The sequence below is a fragment of the Amycolatopsis sp. WAC 01376 genome (genome assembly GCF_003947415.1).
Classification (GTDB): Bacteria; Actinomycetota; Actinomycetes; order Mycobacteriales; family Pseudonocardiaceae; genus Amycolatopsis.
In genome coordinates, this window is sequence record NZ_QHKL01000006.1 from 241,765 (window position 1) to 259,680 (window position 17,916).

The window sequence follows — 17,916 nt, forward strand, 5'->3', positions numbered from 1 at the left end:
TGTCGGTGGCCGGTTGTAGGTTCTGTGTGTGGATACTGCTAACGCCATTGTGGCGCTGCTCAAGGAAATGACCGAGTCGGATGTGTTGAAGGAGGTCAACGGTTCGCTGGATTCATTGGGGGATAAGGATGTTGTGGATGTCGCGGTGGCGGCGTCGGAGGGGATCGCGCGGTTGGAGGCGGTGCGGTTCCGCGCTATCGCGCAGTTGGGTCGTCATCGTGGTGGGGTGGGGAGTGTGGTGCAGGAGGTGGCCTTCGCACTGTCTGTTGTGGACCGTCACGCGGGCACCCTGGTCTCTACCGCGGAGGCGTTGACCACCCGGCTACCGCGGACGCTCGGGTTGATGGACCAGGGGCTGGTGGATGGGTTCGGGGCCGCGAAGGTGGCCGCGGCGACGTCGTGGCTGTCGGATGAGGACGCCCGAGCCGTCGACGTGTTGTTGGAGGATCGGTTGGAGGGGAGGAATTCGGAGCAGATCCGGAAGGCGGCGAGTCATGCGGCGTCGACCGTCGATCGTGATGGTGCTTCCCGCCGGACCGAACATCACCGCGCGGGGCGTCGTCTCGCGGTGCGCCAGGGTGAGGTGGGGGTGGCCTCGATCGAGGTGGAGGACGGGCCAGTGGAGAAGGTGACCGCCGCCTACACCCGGATCGATCGGGAGGCGCGGGCGCTCAAGACCGGCGACGAGCCCCGCACCTTGGACCAGCTGCGCGCCGATGTCGCCCTGGATCTGTTGCTCGGCGGGCAGGGCGGGAAGAGCGAACGGTGCGAGGTGTTCCTCTATATGGATTTGGCGACCTATCTCGGTGTGAACGAGGATCCGGCGGAGCTGGCCGGGCATGGGTGTATTCCGGCGTCGTTGGCGCGGGAGATCGCGGGTGGGCCGGATACGGTGTTGCGGCGGATCATTACCGACCCGCTCTCAGGGCAGGTGCTGGATTTGGGCCGGGACCGCTATCGGCCGACGGCAGGGGTGGGCGAGTTCGTGCGGGTGCGGGATCGTGAATGCCGAAGACCCGGCTGCCACCGTCCCGCCCAGGCCTGCGATCTTGACCATGTGGTGCCGTGGCAGTTCGGCGGCCACACCAACGCCGACGAGCTGATCGATTTGTGCCGCCGCGACCATCGGCTCAAAGACGAACCCGGCTGGGTCTACTCGCTCGCCCCAGACGGCACTCTTACGGTCACCACCCCGACGGGACAGAGCTACGACAGTTCGCCTCCGCCGCTGCACGAACCCCGGGTGGCCGACGAGCCACCGCCGTTCTGAGCTGTTGCCGGAAAACGGCAACGGCCTGAGCCCCTGTGCTGTGGCCGTTCTACGGCAACGGTGAGGCGGTGGAGCTTGCTCAAAGACTCTTCTCAGCCGAGGAACCATCTGCTCTCGGGGCGTCGCCGGAAAATGGCCACGACTCCCTCAGCCAAGCGCGCCCTCACCACGACGATGACCCGCCACCGCACCCTTGGCCGCAAGGGAACCACTTCTGAGCCGTTGCCGGAAAACGGCAACGAGCCGGTGTGGGCTTCGGCGAGTTGTCGTTCGCAGGCGCCCTGGTCCTTTGTGCCGTGGCTGTTTTTCGGCAACGACTCTTACGTGTCCGCCGCTGCATGAACCCCCGCCTGACCGAAGACCGTTGCCGGAAACCGGCGACGGCGCCCGAGCCGATCCGACGACGAACCCGGCTGGATTCCCCGCCCCGGCCACTCCGACTCGCTGCGGCGCAAAGCAAAGCAAACAAGCGAACCTCAAACGCGGGTACCGAGCACCGACATCCCCAGCACCAGTTCGTTCGCCGGATCGCAGCCGATGAGGTCCTCGACCAGTTCGTCGCGGAGCGCCGCGGTGAACGTGACGTTCAGGCCGAGTGCGGTCGCCAGCAGGTACACGGTCTGGCTGAGGTGGCCGACGTCCATCAGCAGGACCCGGTAGGTGCGGCTCACCGGGTACTTCCACTGATTTCGCTCGATGACGCTGGTGTAGATCAAAAGCGCGCCTGCGTTGCCGGTCCAGTGCTGGTCGCCGGCGAGCGCGATCAGCTGGTCGTCGTCGATCTTGCCGTCCAGTGGCGTGAGGCCGTGCCGGAAACCGTCGTAGTGGTAGACGGCCCGATCGAGGCCTTCGACGTTCCTCGCGTAGACGTACACCTCTGTCGGGTGCCTCGCTCCACCGGACGGGCTCGTCTTGAAGACGTTGCCGGTGGCGGGGATGTCGGGATGCGTTTCCGGTCTCGTCGGCCGGGCGGCGGTGAGAAGTGCGCTCAAATCGCTCAGCCGCAAGGGTTCTTCGCCGAACTCGCGGACGCTTCTGCGCTGGTTCAGTGCGTCGCCGAGTCCGATCGCGTTCAGTTTCTCCGGCGACGGTTCGGGCAGCGCTATCGTCTCGTACTCGCCCGAAGGTCGCACCGGAGAAGGCGGAGGGCTGGCCTTCGCCTTCTCCAGCAAGGATTTCGCCGTCATTTCGCTGGTGGTGAACTCGGTCTCACGCAACGAGCGGGTGCCATAGTGAAAAGCCCTCGCGGACGTTCCCCAAGGGCCCCAATCCCGAAGGATCTCTTCTTCCCGCTGGTGCCGGGAAGAATCTTTGACCACCAGCACGTCGTACCGGATCATGGCTCGCGCGATACGGACGAGCCTTTCCCCGATCTCGGGATTCTCGTCCGCCGCGCGGACCGATTCCGGTTCTCGCCAAGAACCGAACCAGCGCAGGACGCGTTCGGTTCCTTCGGCGAGTTTGAGCTGGCGATGTCCGAGGTGGTCGTCCCAGACGACGTCACCATCGGACCAATAGAGCGTTCCGCAAGAGGAAACCCTTACCAGCATCGAATGTCTTGCGCCCCAGTCCCCAGTAATACTTTCCGAATACGTCAGGTCATTCAGCGTCGCGAACGGAAAGGAGGCCCGCCGTTCGGCGGCGGCTCGAACCCGCCCCAGGTGCTCTGTGCCTTGTACTCCGCTTCGAGCTCGTACAAGAACTCGTCGTCATCTTCATCGTGCATGCCGCCGATCCTCTCCGTGAGCGGTTACTCCGGTCAAGCGAATATACCTACGCCAACAGAGTACCGGAGCGGAACGGCTAATTACGCGGAGTAATCAGTCAGGTGCTGTTTGAGTTCGCGCACCTCTGGCGAATCGGAAATGCCGAGATCGGTGTACAAGCGCAATGCGAAGCGGCGATGACGTTCCGCATTCAGTCGCTTACCGAGAATGTCGAACGCCGTCGCCATCTCCTTGTGAGCGATGGGCAGCATGCTGCGATTACCGGTCGATTCGAGCACTTCCACCGCGGTCGTGAACTGGCCGACCGCGAGCGCGGCATCGCCGAGTGCACGCGAATTGATACCGAGAGCGAGAAAGCATTCCGCCTCGAGATCGGGTGATTCGTTCTCGTGCGCGAGTCTCAGCGCCTCGTCGAGTTCCTCGGCGGCTTCGGGATAGCGCCTGTTCTCGGTGTGGATCAGCCCGATCCGGTGCCTGGCGCGGGCTTCGATGAGCACGCTGCCGTGGGCGTGGGCGGTCTCGCGGACCCAGCCGAGGTGTTCGATCGCCTCGTCCGACTCGCCTTTGAGCCAGTGGGTGACCCCCGAGTTGCCCCTGGCCCGGCACTGCATCCGGACGTCGCCGGTGGTCGCGGCCAGTTCGAACACCTCGTTGAACAGCCGGTTCGCTTCGGTGAACTCGTTGAGCCGCCACAGGGTCAGCGCGTACATGTGCAGGGCCTGGTACTCGAGGACCACGTTCCCGGTGACCCGCGCGGCGGACAGGGCGAGGGTCTCCAGCTCCCTGGCCTGCCGGTAGTAGCCGCGGTTGTCGAAGTAGCGCCACACCGCCGAGCAGAACGGCACGAGGTCCGAATAGCGCTGGTGGTTGTTCATCGCGACGGCCACCGGCAGCACGTTCTGCCATTGGGCGTCCATCCAGTGCGCGGCCTGGTCGTAGTCCGCGAAGGACTGTCCGTACTCGCTCTTGGGGACTTCGAGGCCGCCAGGCTCCTCTTCGGAGTCCGGGTCGATGAAGTCCATCGCGGCCGCGACGGTGCTGCGGTAGTAGTCGAACAGCCGCCGCATCATCGCCTCACGCTGGTGTTCGGGCTCCTCGGCGAGCAGGAGTTCGCGACCGTAGCTGCGGAGGAGGTCGTGCATCTCGTACCGGTCCATCGACGGCTGGCGCAGGAGGTTCACGTCGACGAGGCGTTCGGCGAGGCGGCGGGCCTCGCCGAGGTCCACTTCGGCCAGCGCCGCGGTCGAATGGAGATCGAAAGCGGCACCGGGATGGTGGCTCAGCCGGCGGAACACCCGGCGTTCGGTTTCGCTCAAGTTCAGATAGGACACCCGGAAGGCGCCCGCGACGTCGCGTTCCCCCGCGGTGAGCTCGCCGAACCGGTTCCGCTCGTCGCGCAGCTGCCTGGCGACGAAGTCGAGCGTCCACGAGGCCCGCGCGCGCAGCCTGCTCGCCGTGACGGCCAGCGCGAGCGGGAGGTCGCCGCACAGGCTCGCGACCCGGTCGGCCGCGTCCGGGGATTCCCGCTTCAGCCGGGCGGGGCCGACGATCCGGCCGAGCAGGTCCACCGCGTCGGCCCGGCTGAACGGTTCGAGGGACAGCAGTTCGGCGCCGTCGAGGTCCACGAGCCGGGTGCGGCTGGTGATCAGCACGCAGCAACTCGCCGAACCGGGCAGCAGCGGGTTCACCTGCATCGCCCCGATGGCGTTGTCCAGCACCAGGAGCACGCGTTTGCCGGCGAGACAACTGCGGAACAACGCCGCGCGCTGCCCGGTCCCGGCGGGGATGTCCGAACCCTGGATGCCGAGCGATCGCAGCAGTGCTTCGAGCGCGGACCCCGGATCGACCGGATCACCCGCCGGCGAGAACCCTTCGAGGTTCACGAACAGCTGCCCGTCGGGGAACAGCGGGGCGAGCCGGTGCGCTGCGTGGACGGCCAGCGCGGTCTTGGCGACCCCGGGCATCCCGTCGATCGCGATCAGCCGCGGCCCCGCGGAGGAGCCGTCCTGGCCGATTTCGAGGACGGTCCGCAGTTCCGCGGCGCGGCCGCCGAACGCGGGGAGGTCCGCGGGAAGCTGCGCGGGGCGGGGGAAGAGCGCCTTCTGCGCGTCCGCGTTCTCACGCCGCCCGACGGTGTCCATCCCGGCTCGGAGCCCGCCGACGCCGTACCGGACGAGGGCGCCGTCCTCCATCAGTTCGGCGTCGGCGCGCAGGATCTGCTGGTGCAGCGCGCTCAGTTCGGCGCTCGGGTCGACGCCGAGCTCCTCGGCGAGCGCGATCCTGGTCCGGTCGAACGTCCGGAGCGCGTCGGCGCCGCGGCCCGCCCGGTAGAGCGCCAGCATGGTGAGGCACTGCAGGGTTTCGCGAGTGGGATGCCAGGCGGCGAGGTCGTAGGCCTCGCGGGCCGCCGCCTCGGTCTCGCCGAGCCGGAGCTTGGCGCCGATCAGGAGCTCGCAAGCGGCGAGGCGTTCTTCGTCGAGCCGTCGAGCCGTCTGCTCGATGGCGTCGCCTTCGAGACCGTCGAAGGCCGGGCCGCGCCAGAGCGAGAGCGCGTCCTCGAGTTTGACGGCCGCCTGCGAGATCAGCCCGGCCGCCAGGAGTTCGGCGCCCTGGTTGTAGTCCGCTTCGAAGCGGACCGAGTCGAGCGAGGCGCTGCTGATGACGACGCGGTACGCCGAGCCGGTGGTGACCACGGCGGAGCGGGCCACGCCGAGGTCGTGCCGCAGCCGGGCGATCGCGTTGCTGACCTGGCGGACCGCGGTCTTCGGCGGATTTTCCGGCCACATCGTGCCGATCAGGTACGACACCGGGACCAGCCTGCCGGCGTTGATCAGCAGGGCGGCGAGAAGACGCTGCTCACGACGCCCGCCGAGCCGGACGGGGACGCCGTCGACCTCGGCTTCGAGCGGGCCGAGAACGGAGAAGCCGAGTTGGGAGCTGTGGGCGGCGGTCCGGGGAGATCCCGCCGAATCGGGTAAACGATCAGCGGTCATATGCGACTATGTCGTCCGAGACCGTGAGCGTGCTCACGCACTACCTCCAGTCCGTTCGCCGGCTGATCGGCACCCTAGCCCACCGCTTCGGCCTCCAGCCAGGTCGGCGCGGGCGCACGCCGTCCGGCATTCGGCCTAACGGGCGCGCGCTCGGCTGCCCTGGAACCGGTTCGATTCTACGCCCGGCGGCCCCTGAACTGCGCGGATGCCCGGCGGTGGAGAGCCGATGTAATTCCGATGCAGGGCCTTGGAAAGCTGAAGACATCAGCTGGCGGATCGGCGCGACGGGGCAGCGCGCCGAACCGTGTGTAGGGGCTCCGCGGCGGTTGGCCTTCGAACTGGGGGTGGCCAACCGCCCTGGTAGCCCTTTTCGCGCACAGGTTGCTCCCAGCCGAGCACGGCACACTGGAACAAAGAGGAGTGTGCCGTCATGAGTGCTCTTGGCTATCTTGTGGGCGTTCTGCTCACCCTGTTCCTGATCGTGCTCGTCGTCCGGATGGTGCTGGACTGGACCGTCAACCTCGCCACCCGGCCGCCCGCCTGGTCCTTCCGGGCGCGCGGGATCGCCCATCGGCTGACCGAGCCCGTGCTGGCGCCGGTCCGCCGCGTGCTCCCGCCGGTGCGGGCCGGTGGAGTGGCGTTCGATCTCGCCTTCACCCTGGTGTTCCTCGGGGTCGTTCTCCTGCAGTCCCTCGCTTTCAGCCTCTGACCAGGTGTGATCCGCCGCCGTCGCGGGTACCAGGTGGCTGGAGGAGAGGAGTGTGCCCATGCGCCCGGTCTGGAGCGGTTCGCTTTCACTCGGTCTGGTGACGGTGCCGGTCCGGTTGTACAGCGCGGTCGAGGACCACACGGTGCACTTCCGTCAGTTCCAGCGCGGCACCGAAGACCGCATCCGGTACCGGCGGGTGAACGAGCGCACCGGCAAGGAAGTCGGCTACGAGGACATCGTCAAGGGTTACGAGCTCGACAGCGGCGACTACGTGGTCGTCGAACCCGAGGAACTCGACGAGATCGCCCCCGGGCGGTCGAAGTCGCTCGACATCGAAAGCTTCGTCGAGCTGGACGCCATCGACCCGATGTTCTTCGACAAGACGTATTGGCTCGCGCCCGCGAAGGACGAGTTCGAGCGCCCGTACGCGCTGCTGCTCGAGGCGATGAGTTCGTCGGGCAAGGCCGGGATCGCGAAGTTCGTCATGCGCGGCCGCGAGTACCTGGCCCTGGTCCGTTCCGGCGACGGCGTCATGGTGCTCAACACCCTGCATTTCGCCGCCGACCTGCGGGATCCCGCCGAGCAGCTGCCGGATCTCCCCGGCAAGGCGAAGGCACGCGGCAAGGAACTCGACATGGCCGTCAACCTGATCGACGCGATGAGCGACGACTGGCGGCCCGAGGAGTACCGCGACACCTACACCGACCGTGTGCGTGAGCTGATCAAGGCCAAGAAGAAGGGCGACACCATCACGCCCGCCACCGAACCCGGTGAGCCGACGAAGGTCGTCGACCTGTTCGAGGCGCTTTCGAAGAGCGTGGAGAGCGGGAAGGCCAAGAAGAAGTCCGGGGCGAAGAAGCCTCCAGCGAAGCAAGATCTCTCTTCGTTGTCGAAGGCGGACCTGGAGAAGCTGGCCCGGGAACGGGACATCAAGGGGCGGTCGAAGATGACGCGGGCCGGTCTGGAGAAGGCGCTCAAGGCCTCGTGACGATGCCCGCCGCCGCCAGTTCGCCCGCGATGGCCTCGATCAGCAGCCGGACGTCCTCGGCCGCGGTCGCGTGCAGCCCTTCGGAAACGATCAGCACTTCGGACGTCGTGGCGGAGACCGCCGAGTGCCCGCTCTGCCGGTTCGTCCACCGCCGTGCGTGGGCCTGACCGTCTTCGTCCGCGAAGATCACCTCGCCGGGGTTCGGCTGTTCGACCGTGCCGGCGAAGGTCACGTACTTCTCGTCGCCTCGCGCGTGGCGGACCTCCAGCGAGCCGCTGATCTTCGCGACGTCGAGCACCGCGACGGGAACGGCGTAGGCGACCGAAACCGCGTTGCAGAGGTCGATCACCGGGTGGATACGGGGGAGCGAGCCTTCTTTCCGCAGCCGGCGCAGCAGTGACTCCGACGCGCAGCGGTACTGCGTCGGCTTCAAGCCCATCCTGGCGAACGCCCGCCGCCAGGCTTGGATCTCGGGGAACTCCGATTCCGGGCCATCAGCCAGCCGCCGGGTCGCTCGCTCGACGAACTTCTCCAGGTCGACCGGCATTTCCGGGATGATGCCGCTCGCCTGGACGGTGCCGACGGCGAGGCCGGGGTGAGCGGCGTGGATCTCGGGGTGGTGCTGGAGTCGCATGCTGGACCTGTCTATTGGGTGGTGAACGCGAGTTTGACGCCGAGCGCGGCGAAGGAACCGGCGAAGATCCGCCGGAGCCAGGCGAGGACGCGTGGCCGGGAAAGAACGTGGTGCCGCACGCCGGCGGCGAGGACGCCGTACACGCTGAACACCACGAACGTCGCCAGCATGAACACCCCGCTCAGCAGCAGCATCCGGGGGATCGAACCGGGCTCGCCCGCCGGGACGAACTGGGGCAGGAACGCGAAGAAGAACAGTGTCAGCTTCGGGTTCAGGACGTTGATCAGCACGCCGGAGGTGATCGTCCGCAGGGTCGACGCGGGTTCGGGATCGCCCTCCACGACGATCGCTTCCCGGTCCTTGAGCGTCGCCCAAGCCATGTAGAGCAGGTACGCCACGCCGAGGTACTTGAGGATTTCGAACGCCAGCGCGCTCGCGTGCAGCAGTGCCGCGAGACCGGTGATCGCGGCGACCATATGCGGGATGATGCCGAGGGTGCAGGCGGTCGCGGCGATGACGCTCGCGCGCCTGCCGCGGGCCAGTCCGGCGGAAAGCGTGTAGACCACGCCGGTGCCGGGCGTGGCGACCACGACCAGCGTGGTGATCAGGAAGGCGATGCTCACGGGATCACTGTGCGCGTGGTTTGGCCCCGTGGACAGAGCCAAAGTCCGTCCGGTCCACTGGACCAAAGGCTTGCCTGAGGCGGCGTGAAGGCTTCACCGGATGGAGTGGCATGATGCACGCTCGCACGTCGACGAGGAAGGCCTTGGTTTGAGCGCGCGCACTTCCCAGATGGACGACCTCCGGCTGGTGGCACAACCGAATGCCGTGTTGTGCTCCGAGCTTTTCGTCCGTCTCATCTTGTCGGACTGGTCCTTGCGGCCGTTGCTCGATCAGGCGAAGACCGCCGCCGCCAGATTGGTGGGCGCGCTCGTCGACGTCGCCGACCCGAAGGAGCCGCCGTTCCTGACGCTCAGACTGCGGTTGCGCTCGGACGTCCTGGTCATCGAGGTCGACCACGACGTGGACGGGCTTCCCGTGCCGACGCCCGCACCGGGTGAGCGGACCGGGGTGGCGCCGAGTGAGACCCGCGGCGTGACCTTCTGGTGCGAGCTGCCGCTGCCCGGTGGCCTGTCCGCCGGACAGGTCCAGCTGCCGCGGCGGGGCGACCGCCGCACCCTGGTGGACGAGCCTGTCTCCGGTGCGCCCGTCGGCGCCGATCCCGAAGTCCTGGAACGGCTTTTGACACGGCTGAGTGGCTGGTCGGGCTGATGGGCACGAAGCGCGTCACCACACCGGTTCTGGAGGTCGAGTACGAACACACCGGTGCGGCCGGCGGGCCGCCGGTGGTCCTGCTCCACGGTTTCCCGTACGACGTCCGGGCCTACGACGAGGTCGCCCGGATCCTCGCGGACGGCGGCGCCTCGGTGTACGTCCCGTATCTGCGCGGGTTCGGCGGGACGCGCTTCCTCGACGACGCCACGCCTCGCTCCGGACAGCAGGCCGCGCTCGCGCAGGACCTGATCGAATTCATGGACGCGCTGGAGCTGGAAAACGCCGTCGTCGCCGGATACGACTGGGGCGGCCGCGCGGCGTGCATCACGGCGGCGCTCCGGCCCGAACGCGTGCGCGGACTGGTGTCGGTGGACGGCTACAACGTCCAGAACCTCGCCTACGCCGGGGAACCGGCGCCGCCGGAATGGGAACGCACCTACTGGTACCAGTTCTACTTCCATTCCGAGCGCGGCCGCCGCGGGCTGGCGGAGAACCGTGACGAGTTGTGCGCCCTGTTGTGGCGCACCTGGTCGCCGACCTGGACCGGCGCCGACGCGGCGTTCCCGGCCAGCGCCCCGAGCCTCCACAACCCGGACTTCGTCGACGTCGTCATCCACTCCTACCGGCACCGATTCGGCCTGGTGGAAGGGGATCCGCGGTACCAGGCGCTCGAAGACCTGATCGCGGACGAACCGGCGATCACGGTGCCGGCGGTCGTGCTGGAAAGCGGGGACGACGGCATCGGCGGGCCCAGCGCCGCGGGCGATCGCGAGTACTTCACCGGGCCGTACGACCACCGCGTTCTGCCGGGTGTCGGCCACAACGTCCCTCAGGAAGCGCCCGAGGCTTTCGCCGCCGCTGTGGCTTCGCTGCTCCCGTGAGGGTGATCACCCGTCCGTGCGCATGACGATCTGGATCTTCGCTTGTCCTACCGGGTAGGCGCACGATCCGGGCGCCACGGACGGAGGAGGACTCGATGTCGTTGGGCGACAAGATCAGCAACAAGGCCGAAGAGTTCGGCGGTAAGGCCAAGGAAGCCGCGGGCGACGCCACCGGCAACGAGGAACTGCGCGCGGAAGGCCAAGCCGACCAGGCGAAGGCCGGTCTCAAGGGCGCCGTCGAGAACGTGAAGGACGCCGTCGGCGACGCGGCGGACAAGCTCCGCGACACCTTCAAGAAGTAGTGGCTCTCGCGGGCCGGGGCGGCGGATTCCCGCGCCCCGGCCCGCTTTTCAGCCGTGCAGGAGCACCGGCAGGCTGGTGAGCCGCGTGCCCTGGATGCCACCGAGGAACGTCTGCCGGAGTCCGGCGTAGGGCACGGCGAGCCGGGCTCGGGGGAAGTCCGTGCGCAGGACCGTCGCGACCGCCCGCAGTTCGAGCTGCGCGAGCTGGGCGCCGACGCAGAAATGCGGGCCCGCGCCGAAGGTCAGATCCGGACCGGGCTTCCTGGCCGGGTCGGTGTTGACGCCCTGGATGTCGACGAGCACCGGGGCCTTGGCGGGGAGCCGGATCCCGGCGAGCTCGATCTCCGTGGTCGTGAACCGCCAGAGGGTGAACGGGGCAGGCGGATGCTCCCGGAGGGTTTCGCGAACCAGAGTGCCCTCGGGGGCGGTGTCCCCGTTGAGAAGCCGTGAGATCAGGAAACCGATCGAGGCGTCGGTGGTCAGCTGCCCGGCGAAGATCAACGCGAACAGGTGATACCGCAGATCGTCTTCGGACGTCTCGGGCGGCAGGTTGTCGCGAAGTTCCTTCGCGAGCCCGTTTCGGTTCGGTGTCAGCCCCGCGGCGGCGAGGTCCGCGATCGCGGCGATGGCCTTGCCCTGGGCGCCCGGCGCGGGGTCGGACATGCGGCGGCAGGCGTCGACGGCGGTGTCGAGCAGCCGGAGCGGGATGCCGAGCAGGTCGAGCAGCACGGTGAGCGGGAAACGGGTGGAGAACCCGTCCATGAGGTCGACGGTTCCCTCGCCGAGTTCCGCCAGCAGCGCCTGCGCGATCTTGTGGATCCGATCCGACTGAGCTTGGATCCGTTTGGCGCTCAGGAGCGGAGCGTGCGCTCGCCGCAAGAGCGTGTGGTCCGGGCCGTCCAGTGTGGTGAGGGACGGCTGTTCGGCGGCGGTTTGTTCGAGCCCTGTCCACCCCTCGGGGGCCAGCGCGGGATCTTTGGCGATGCGCGGATCCGACAAGACCGCACGGGCCAGCTTCTCGTCGGTCACGATCCAGGCGCTTCCGCCCTCGGGCGCGGCCACTTCGACGAGTGGGCCGGCGGCTCGCAGCGCGGGACGGACGGGATCGGGCTCGGTGATGCCGCGGGTCTTCGCGGCGAACGGATCGGGGAGCACGGGAACTCCTTCATGAGAAAGTAGCTTCACGATGAAGGTATATTTGCGACCGGTAGGTTGTCAAAGCACTTGAGTCGAGGAGGGCTGATGGAGGATCGCGTCACGTCGTTGCTGGACGGCCTCCGGAGCTTCGGGGCGAATTACACCGAGTTCACCCGGCGGTTCGCGAACTGGCTCGGCCTGCACGCCACCGACGCCGCCGCGCTGGTGGAGATCCTCTACGCCGAAGACACCGGCTCCCCGCTGTCCCCGGCCCGGCTCGGCGAACGCATCTCGCTGACCTCCGGCGCGACCACGAACCTGCTGAACCGCCTGGAGAACCTCGGTTACGTGGTGCGCACCCGCGAGAACACCGACCGGCGGGTGGTGACCTTGCGCAGTGGTCCCGACATCCAAGGGCCCGCGCGGGAGTTCTTCGGCCCGTTCAGTGCCGGGCTCGCGGCGCTGGTCGCGGAGTATCCGGCCGAGGAGATCGAACGGTTCGAGGCCTTTCTGCGGCATCTGCGGTCCACAATGGACAAAGTGCTCGAAGAACAGGGGTAAGCCACCGTTCGAGGGTTCTCACCCACCCGACCAGTCCATGCCGCCCTCGGCGCCGAATCCCTCCCGGACGCCATGGAACCGCGTAGCCGGGCGTCGGGTGAGGTGGAGGCAGCTTGATGGTCGAGGGTGTGCGGACGAGTCCGCGCGGAAGCGGCGGCACCGGAACGGAGCCTGCCGAAACGAGCTTGATGCAACGGGTCGCGGCAGGAGACGAACAGGCGTTCGCCGAACTGTACGACGTCGTGGCGGGACCGGTGTGGGGAGTGGTGAACAGGGTCGTCCGCAACGGCACGTTCGCCGAGGAGGTCACCCAAGAGGTCTTGGTGGAGGTGTGGCGGACGGCTGCGCGGTTCAAACCGGGCAAGGGGAGCACGCTGGCCTGGGTGCTCACCATCGCGCACCGGCGGGCGGTGGACCGGGTGCGTTCGCATCAGGCCTCGCTCGACCGGGACGACCGCGCGGGCAGACTCGATTTCCGGCGCCCGTTCGACGAGGTCGCCGAGTCGACGATCAGCAATCTCGAACAGCAACGGGTGCGCCAATGCCTGACCGCGCTGACCGACCTGCAACGGGAATCGGTGGTGCTGGCCTACTACAACGGTTACACCTACCCGGAAGTCGCGGAAGTGCTCAAGACCGCGCCCGGCACGGTGAAGACCCGCATCCGCGACGGCCTGATCCGGCTGCGTGACTGCTTGGGGGTCGGGCAATGACGGCGGAACTGCACACCCTGACCGGGGCCTACGCCCTGGACGCCGTCCCGGAGGAGGAGGCCGCGGCGTTCAAGCGGCACCTGCGGGGTTGTCCCTCGTGCGGCCAGGAAGTCCGGGAACTGCGGGAGACCGCGGCGCGGTTGGGAGCGGCGATCGGCACCGCGCCACCGGCGAGGCTGAGGGAAGCGACGCTCACGCTGGTCGCCGGGACCCGTCAGTGGCCTCCACTGGTCGCTGTCGCACGTCGAGACGGGCCGTTGAAGACGCGGATCGCCCTCTGGGGTGCCGCGGCGGCCGCCGCCGGAGCGCTGGTGTTCGGCCTGGTCACCACGAACACCGAGCCGGGGACCGATCCCGCGCAACAGCGGCTCGCCTCGGTGAACGCGGTGCTCACCGCACCCGACGCCGCGACGGCCAAGGGGGCCGAACCCGGGACGACCACGGTGGTGACTTCGCGGAGCCACGGCAAGATCGTCGTGCTGGCGGGCGATCTGCCGCCGTTGGCGCCGGGCAAGGCGTATCAGGTCTGGCTTCTCGGCGCGAGCGGCGTGCATTCGGCCGGGCTGCTGGCGCAGGACGGTCCACATCGGACTCTCCCGGTCCTCGCGGAGCTGCCCGGCGGGATCGACCGGGTCGGCATCACCGCGGAACCCGCCGGAGGTTCGCGGACGCCGTCCACCCCTGCCGTCGCGATGATCCCCCTCGGGACGTGACCGGAGGGGGATCATGCGTGATCGGAAGGCGAACTCGCGTGATTGGAGGCGTAACTCACGTGATTGGAGGCGGATCACGCGAGGCGGGCGCCGGCCTTCGCGGAGAAGCGGAACTCGATGGTCGTCGGGAGTTCGTCGAGGTCCAGTGCCTGGCGCAGCCTCGGCAGGCCCTCAGTGGTGATCCGCTCGCGGATGGCGGCCAGATCGCCGTCCTGTTCGGCGCTCAGCACCACGGCCAGCACCGGCGCGTCCTGGGTGCCGCCGAGCGTGGCGTGCGCGGCGTGGACGCCGGGGTAGGTCGCGACCTCCGCGGTGAACGGGTCGACCGCGGTGCTCGCGGCCAGTGTGGTCTGGCCGGTGTCCTGGCCGAAGCGCCAGGTGTGGGACTTCGGTTTGCGGACGGGCTGCGCGATGAGCCACCGCAGCACCAGCAGGCCGATGACCACCGCGCCACCGGCGACGGCGTACCAGACCCATCCGGGCGGCATCGCCGTGCCGGGGACGAGCGTGGCGCCGGGGTCGAGCGGCGGGATCCGGCCGAAATGGGTGCCGACGGCGAACACGCCACCGGCGAGCAGCACGAGCCCGGTGAGCACCAGCAGGGTGCGGTTCAGCCGAGCGGGACGGTTGAGGTCGGTCATGACGTGCTCCTGGTGGCCTTGACCCGGACCCGCCCGGCCGGGACGGTGGCCGGGCCGATCTGGGCGAGACGGTGCTCGATGGCGGCGCGGACGGCGTCGGCGAGCCCCGCGGTGTTCGTCCGCGCGGTGGTCACCACCGAGACGATCCCGCGCCGCTTGACCTTCAGCTTCGCCGCCGAAACACCATCCACAGTGGACGCGGCGGTGCGCAGGGTCGACCGGTAGCTGCGCCGGGAGGCGCCGGAGTCCGGGTCGCCTTCGAGCGGCAGCACCGTCGGCTTCCCCGGGACGATCGCGCTCACGAGGAGCACGAGGCCGAGCAGCGCGACCACACCGCCGGCGATCGCCGGGAGCGGATCACTCCACCGGAGGCCGTGCAGCGTCGACGCGACGGCGTCGTAGCGGATCCACGGGTTCTCCCCGAGGATCGTCTGCACCGCGACGGTGGCGGCGAGGACACATCCGGCGAGCACCACGATGGCGACGAGCACGGCCGGGACGCTGCGGCGTGGGCGCCGTTTCATCGGACCCTCCTCGTTTCGGTCTCGGTGGAATGCAAGGCCGTCACGGTGATGTCGACCCGGGAGACGGTCAGGCCCGAGAGTTCGCCGACGCGGCGGATCAGATGCTCTCGCGCGGTTTCGGTGGTGGCGCGGACCGAAAGCGGGTACTTCACCGAGAGCCGGACGTCCAAAGTGGTCGCCGAGCCGGTGACGTGCGCGCTCACCTTGGCGCCCTGGTCGAGGTCTTCGCCGCCGACCGCGATCCCGAGCACCCGGGAAGCCGCGCCGCCGATGCCGTCGAGTTCGGTGATCGCCCGTGCGGCGATCCGCTCGACGGCACCACCGGCGACGGTCAGGCCGCCGCGCCCGTCCGTTTCCGGCGCGGCGGCGGTCATGGTCGTCATGGCGATCAGCCCCGGTCGCGGCCGGCCAGGGCCGAAAGGTCGAGCTTGCCGTCGAGGAACCGGCCGACCAGCAGGCCGAGGGCGGCGAGGACGAGCACGACGAGGAAGGCGCCGAAGCCGCCGAACGCGCCGGCCACGCCGAGCACGAGACCGGTCAACAGGCCGAGATGGGTGGCGTTCATGAACGTTCTCCTTGCTGTGGGGGCGCGGACGGCGCCGGTGGTCACTGGACGCGGCCGGATTCGGTGGTCTCGTCGGCGTCGTCGTCGCCAGGGATGTGCACGTCGGACACGTTGATGTTGACCTCGACGACCTCGAGCCCGGTCATCTGCTCGACCGCGCCGATCACGTTGCGGCGCACCGATTTGGCCAGATCGGCGATCGCGACGCCGTATTCGACGACGATCTGCAGGTCGACCGCGGCCTGGCGTTCGCCGACCTCGACGGAGACGCCCTGACCGGCGGACGCGGTGGCGCCGGGGATGCGCTCGCGCAGCGCGTTGAACGCCCGCACGGCGCCGCCGCCGAGCGCGTGGACACCGGTGATCTCGCGGGTCGCGAGGCCCGCGACCTTCTGCACGACGGTGTCGGCGATCGTGGTCACGCCCTGCGTGGTGACGAGGGCACTGTTCTCGGCGGGGGCGGCGGAGTTCGAGTTCGGCTTGGTGGTCATGGCGGTGTTCGTCATCGCGCTCTCCTGAAGTCCGGTTTCCGTTGCCTGCGGTGGAAGTTCTTCACTTCCACACTCCATAGACCCAGCGGCGCGAAGATCGTCACGACCCGATCGTGTGGTCTGGATCTCACCGTTCGTGGGTATGGCCCGGCCGCGGGCTGTAAGGACCTCTGGTCTTCGCACGACTTCTCTGTTAGGAAAGGTTCCTAACTAACTGGAGGCGATGTGCGCGGACGTGGACTGGCGGCGGCGACGGTTCTGGTGGTCCTGTGCGGCGGTTCGGCCGCCGTCGCGGACACGACGACGGCGCGGACGGCGCGCAACATCATCTACCTCCAGGGCGACGGCCTCGGGCTCGGCCAGCGAGACCTGCTCCGCCTGGCGCTCAAGGGCAAGCACGGCAAGCTGGCGATGGACGGGCTCGCGGCCACCGGTCTCGTGCGGACGTCGTCCGACGATCCCGACGAGATCGTGACCGACTCGGCCGCGGCGGCCACCGCCCTCGCGACCGGGCACAAGACGCGCAACGGCGCCGTCGGCGTGGACGCCCACGGCCGCCCGCTGGAAACGATCCTCGAACGGGCGAAGCGGGCGGGGAAGTCGACCGGCCTGGTCACCACCGCGCAGGTGACAGGCGCGTCGCCGGCGGCCTTCGCGGCGCACGTGCCCAACAGGGACTCGCAGAGCGACATCGCGAAGCAGTACATCGAGAACAGCCGCCCGGACGTCCTGCTCCTCGGCGGCGAGGACTGGTGGTATCCGAAGGGGAATCCCGGGCTGTGGCCGGACAAGCCGGGGGAGGAGAGCCGCAGTCCCTACGGCAACCTGGTCGAACGCGCGCAGCGAACGGGCTACACCTACGTGCGTGACGGCGACGAACTGCGGAACACGCGGGCGAACCGGATCCTCGGCCTGTTCGCGAACGAGGACATGGTCGACTACGGCCCGGACGGTGTCGGGAAGTACGCGCCGCGGGTGCCGCTCCAGCAGATGGCGCGCAAGGCGCTGGACACCCTGTCGAAGAACCCGCGCGGCTTCTTCCTCTTCCTCGAAGAAGAGGGAACCGACGGGATGTCGCACGAGAACAACGCGCACGGCGTGATCGACGCCGGCCGCGCGCTCGACGCCACCGTCGCCGAGGTGATGCGGTTCGTCCGCACGCACCCCGACACGCTGGTGATCATCGGCGGCGACCACGAGACCGGCGGACTGTCGATCGAGAACTACGACCCCTCCGACACTGATCCGGACCAGGACGGCCCGTTCGACGTGCCGGGCTCGAAGCTCAAGTTCACCGTGGACTGGACGACACACGACCACACCGGCTCCGACACCCCGGTCACCGCCGAAGGCCCCGGCGCCACCCGGCTGGGCGGCACGGTCGAGAACACCGACGTGCACGGGGTGATGCGGGCGGCAAGCGGCCTCTGAACCGGGATCAGTCGTGGTCCGGGATGCCGTGCAGGTGGTGATCGGCGGCGTTCATGACCTCCGCCAGCAGGCGCCGCACATGTCCGCCGCGGGCGCGGTAGAGGACGCGGCGTCCGTCGCGGCGCAGGCTGACCAGGCCGGCGAGCCGCAGTTTCGCCAGGTGCTGGGAGACCGCCGGGCGGGCGATGCCCACCGCGGCCGCGAGTGACGCGACGTCGGACTCGTCGCCACTGAGCAGCCACAGCATCCGCATCCGGGTCGGATCGGCGAGCATCCGCAAGGCCGTGGACGCGACTTCGACCTGGTCGGGCGGCGGAAGCGCCGACCATTGGTCACCGGACTCGTCATGTGCGTACATATG

At 68.7% G+C, this 17,916-nt stretch carries 22 protein-coding genes; 10 read left to right on the forward strand and 12 right to left on the reverse strand.

Annotation, left to right across the window (positions count from 1 at the left end; all coding sequences use genetic code 11):
- Nucleotides 1-67 precede the first annotated feature (67 nt).
- Nucleotides 68-1,270 (forward strand): HNH endonuclease signature motif containing protein, encoded by a 1,203-nt coding sequence (locus DMH03_RS28050; protein WP_125795442.1) that lies wholly within the window; start codon nt 68-70, stop codon nt 1,268-1,270.
- Nucleotides 1,271-1,746: 476 nt separating this feature from the next.
- Here the strand turns inward: DMH03_RS28050 and DMH03_RS28055 are convergent, their stop codons facing one another.
- From DMH03_RS28055 to DMH03_RS28060, 3 genes are all read right to left on the reverse strand, one after another.
- Entirely contained in the window at nt 1,747-2,820 is a 1,074-nt protein-coding gene (locus DMH03_RS28055; protein ID WP_125794987.1) for a SagB/ThcOx family dehydrogenase, read from the reverse strand.
- A gap of 53 nt (nt 2,821-2,873) precedes the next feature.
- Entirely contained in the window at nt 2,874-2,996 is a 123-nt protein-coding gene (locus DMH03_RS42905) for a hypothetical protein (RefSeq protein WP_255431256.1), read from the reverse strand.
- 81 nt (nt 2,997-3,077) lie between these two features.
- On the reverse strand, nt 3,078-5,990 hold the full coding sequence (locus DMH03_RS28060; protein WP_125794988.1) for a BTAD domain-containing putative transcriptional regulator: 2,913 nt from the start codon (nt 5,988-5,990) through the stop codon (nt 3,078-3,080).
- 430 nt (nt 5,991-6,420) lie between these two features.
- Here DMH03_RS28060 and DMH03_RS28065 point away from each other — a divergent pair, with 430 nt between their 5' ends.
- Nucleotides 6,421-6,699, forward strand: a complete 279-nt coding sequence (locus DMH03_RS28065) for a YggT family protein (RefSeq protein ID WP_125788567.1) — start codon at nt 6,421-6,423, stop codon at nt 6,697-6,699.
- Between the two features lie 58 nt (nt 6,700-6,757).
- Nucleotides 6,758-7,687 carry a Ku protein gene (locus DMH03_RS28070; RefSeq protein WP_125794989.1) on the forward strand — a complete coding sequence of 310 codons (930 nt, stop codon included), beginning with the start codon at nt 6,758-6,760 and terminating at the stop codon, nt 7,685-7,687.
- Here DMH03_RS28070 and DMH03_RS28075 read toward each other — a convergent pair.
- Nucleotides 7,674-8,321 (reverse strand): B3/4 domain-containing protein, encoded by a 648-nt coding sequence (locus tag DMH03_RS28075; protein WP_125794990.1) that lies wholly within the window; start codon nt 8,319-8,321, stop codon nt 7,674-7,676. The genes DMH03_RS28070 and DMH03_RS28075 overlap by 14 nt on opposite strands.
- 11 nt (nt 8,322-8,332) lie before the next feature.
- On the reverse strand, nt 8,333-8,944 hold the full coding sequence (locus tag DMH03_RS28080) for a LysE family translocator (RefSeq protein ID WP_125794991.1): 612 nt from the start codon (nt 8,942-8,944) through the stop codon (nt 8,333-8,335).
- A 148-nt stretch (nt 8,945-9,092) separates the two neighbouring features.
- Here DMH03_RS28080 and DMH03_RS28085 point away from each other — a divergent pair, with 148 nt between their 5' ends.
- The 3 genes from DMH03_RS28085 (at nt 9,093) to DMH03_RS28095 (ending at nt 10,779) form a co-directional block, all read left to right on the forward strand.
- Nucleotides 9,093-9,593: an ATP-binding protein gene (locus DMH03_RS28085; protein WP_125795443.1), complete on the forward strand. Its 501-nt coding sequence runs from the start codon at nt 9,093-9,095 to the stop codon at nt 9,591-9,593.
- On the forward strand, nt 9,593-10,477 hold the full coding sequence (locus DMH03_RS28090; RefSeq protein ID WP_125794992.1) for an alpha/beta fold hydrolase: 885 nt from the start codon (nt 9,593-9,595) through the stop codon (nt 10,475-10,477). The genes DMH03_RS28085 and DMH03_RS28090 overlap by 1 nt, the downstream gene beginning before the upstream one ends.
- A 95-nt stretch (nt 10,478-10,572) precedes the next feature.
- Entirely contained in the window at nt 10,573-10,779 is a 207-nt protein-coding gene (locus DMH03_RS28095; RefSeq protein ID WP_125794993.1) for a CsbD family protein, read from the forward strand.
- Nucleotides 10,780-10,827: 48 nt separating this feature from the next.
- Here DMH03_RS28095 and DMH03_RS28100 read toward each other — a convergent pair whose 3' ends face one another.
- A complete protein-coding gene (locus DMH03_RS28100; protein WP_125794994.1) occupies nt 10,828-11,934 on the reverse strand; it encodes a cytochrome P450 in 1,107 nt (368 codons plus the stop codon).
- Nucleotides 11,935-12,021: 87 nt separating this feature from the next.
- On the opposite strand from DMH03_RS28100, the gene DMH03_RS28105 reads away from it, so the two are divergent.
- The 3 genes from DMH03_RS28105 to DMH03_RS28115 all read left to right on the forward strand — a co-directional run bounded on the left by DMH03_RS28105 (nt 12,022) and on the right by DMH03_RS28115 (nt 13,903).
- Nucleotides 12,022-12,477: a MarR family winged helix-turn-helix transcriptional regulator gene (locus DMH03_RS28105; protein ID WP_125794995.1), complete on the forward strand. Its 456-nt coding sequence runs from the start codon at nt 12,022-12,024 to the stop codon at nt 12,475-12,477.
- A gap of 116 nt (nt 12,478-12,593) precedes the next feature.
- A complete protein-coding gene (gene sigK, locus DMH03_RS28110; protein ID WP_125795444.1) occupies nt 12,594-13,190 on the forward strand; it encodes an ECF RNA polymerase sigma factor SigK in 597 nt (198 codons plus the stop codon).
- Complete coding sequence (locus DMH03_RS28115) at nt 13,187-13,903, forward strand: anti-sigma factor domain-containing protein (RefSeq protein WP_125794996.1); 717 nt, start codon at nt 13,187-13,189, stop codon at nt 13,901-13,903. Before sigK ends, DMH03_RS28115 begins: the two co-directional genes overlap by 4 nt.
- Before the next feature lie 74 nt (nt 13,904-13,977).
- On the opposite strand, the gene DMH03_RS28120 is transcribed toward DMH03_RS28115, so the two are convergent.
- From DMH03_RS28120 to DMH03_RS28135, 5 genes are read right to left on the reverse strand one after another with little or no spacing between them, the layout of a single operon-like run.
- Entirely contained in the window at nt 13,978-14,544 is a 567-nt protein-coding gene (locus DMH03_RS28120) for an alkaline shock response membrane anchor protein AmaP (RefSeq protein WP_125794997.1), read from the reverse strand.
- A complete protein-coding gene (locus DMH03_RS28125) occupies nt 14,541-15,068 on the reverse strand; it encodes a DUF6286 domain-containing protein (protein WP_125794998.1) in 528 nt (175 codons plus the stop codon). The genes DMH03_RS28120 and DMH03_RS28125 overlap by 4 nt, the downstream gene beginning before the upstream one ends.
- The gene (locus tag DMH03_RS28130) at nt 15,065-15,451 is read right to left on the reverse strand and encodes an Asp23/Gls24 family envelope stress response protein (RefSeq protein ID WP_125794999.1); all 387 of its coding nucleotides are present in this window, start codon (nt 15,449-15,451) and stop codon (nt 15,065-15,067) included. The genes DMH03_RS28125 and DMH03_RS28130 overlap by 4 nt, the downstream gene beginning before the upstream one ends.
- Before the next feature lie 5 nt (nt 15,452-15,456).
- Entirely contained in the window at nt 15,457-15,633 is a 177-nt protein-coding gene (locus tag DMH03_RS42410; RefSeq protein WP_037321503.1) for a hypothetical protein, read from the reverse strand.
- 41 nt (nt 15,634-15,674) lie between these two features.
- Nucleotides 15,675-16,139, reverse strand: a complete 465-nt coding sequence (locus DMH03_RS28135) for an Asp23/Gls24 family envelope stress response protein (RefSeq protein ID WP_125795000.1) — start codon at nt 16,137-16,139, stop codon at nt 15,675-15,677.
- 210 nt (nt 16,140-16,349) lie between these two features.
- On the opposite strand from DMH03_RS28135, the gene DMH03_RS28140 reads away from it, so the two are divergent.
- Nucleotides 16,350-17,555 carry an alkaline phosphatase gene (locus tag DMH03_RS28140; protein ID WP_125795001.1) on the forward strand — a complete coding sequence of 402 codons (1,206 nt, stop codon included), beginning with the start codon at nt 16,350-16,352 and terminating at the stop codon, nt 17,553-17,555.
- A 7-nt stretch (nt 17,556-17,562) separates the two neighbouring features.
- Here DMH03_RS28140 and DMH03_RS28145 read toward each other — a convergent pair whose 3' ends face one another.
- The gene (locus tag DMH03_RS28145; protein ID WP_125795002.1) at nt 17,563-17,913 is read right to left on the reverse strand and encodes a metalloregulator ArsR/SmtB family transcription factor; all 351 of its coding nucleotides are present in this window, start codon (nt 17,911-17,913) and stop codon (nt 17,563-17,565) included.
- Nucleotides 17,914-17,916: the final 3 nt, after the last annotated feature.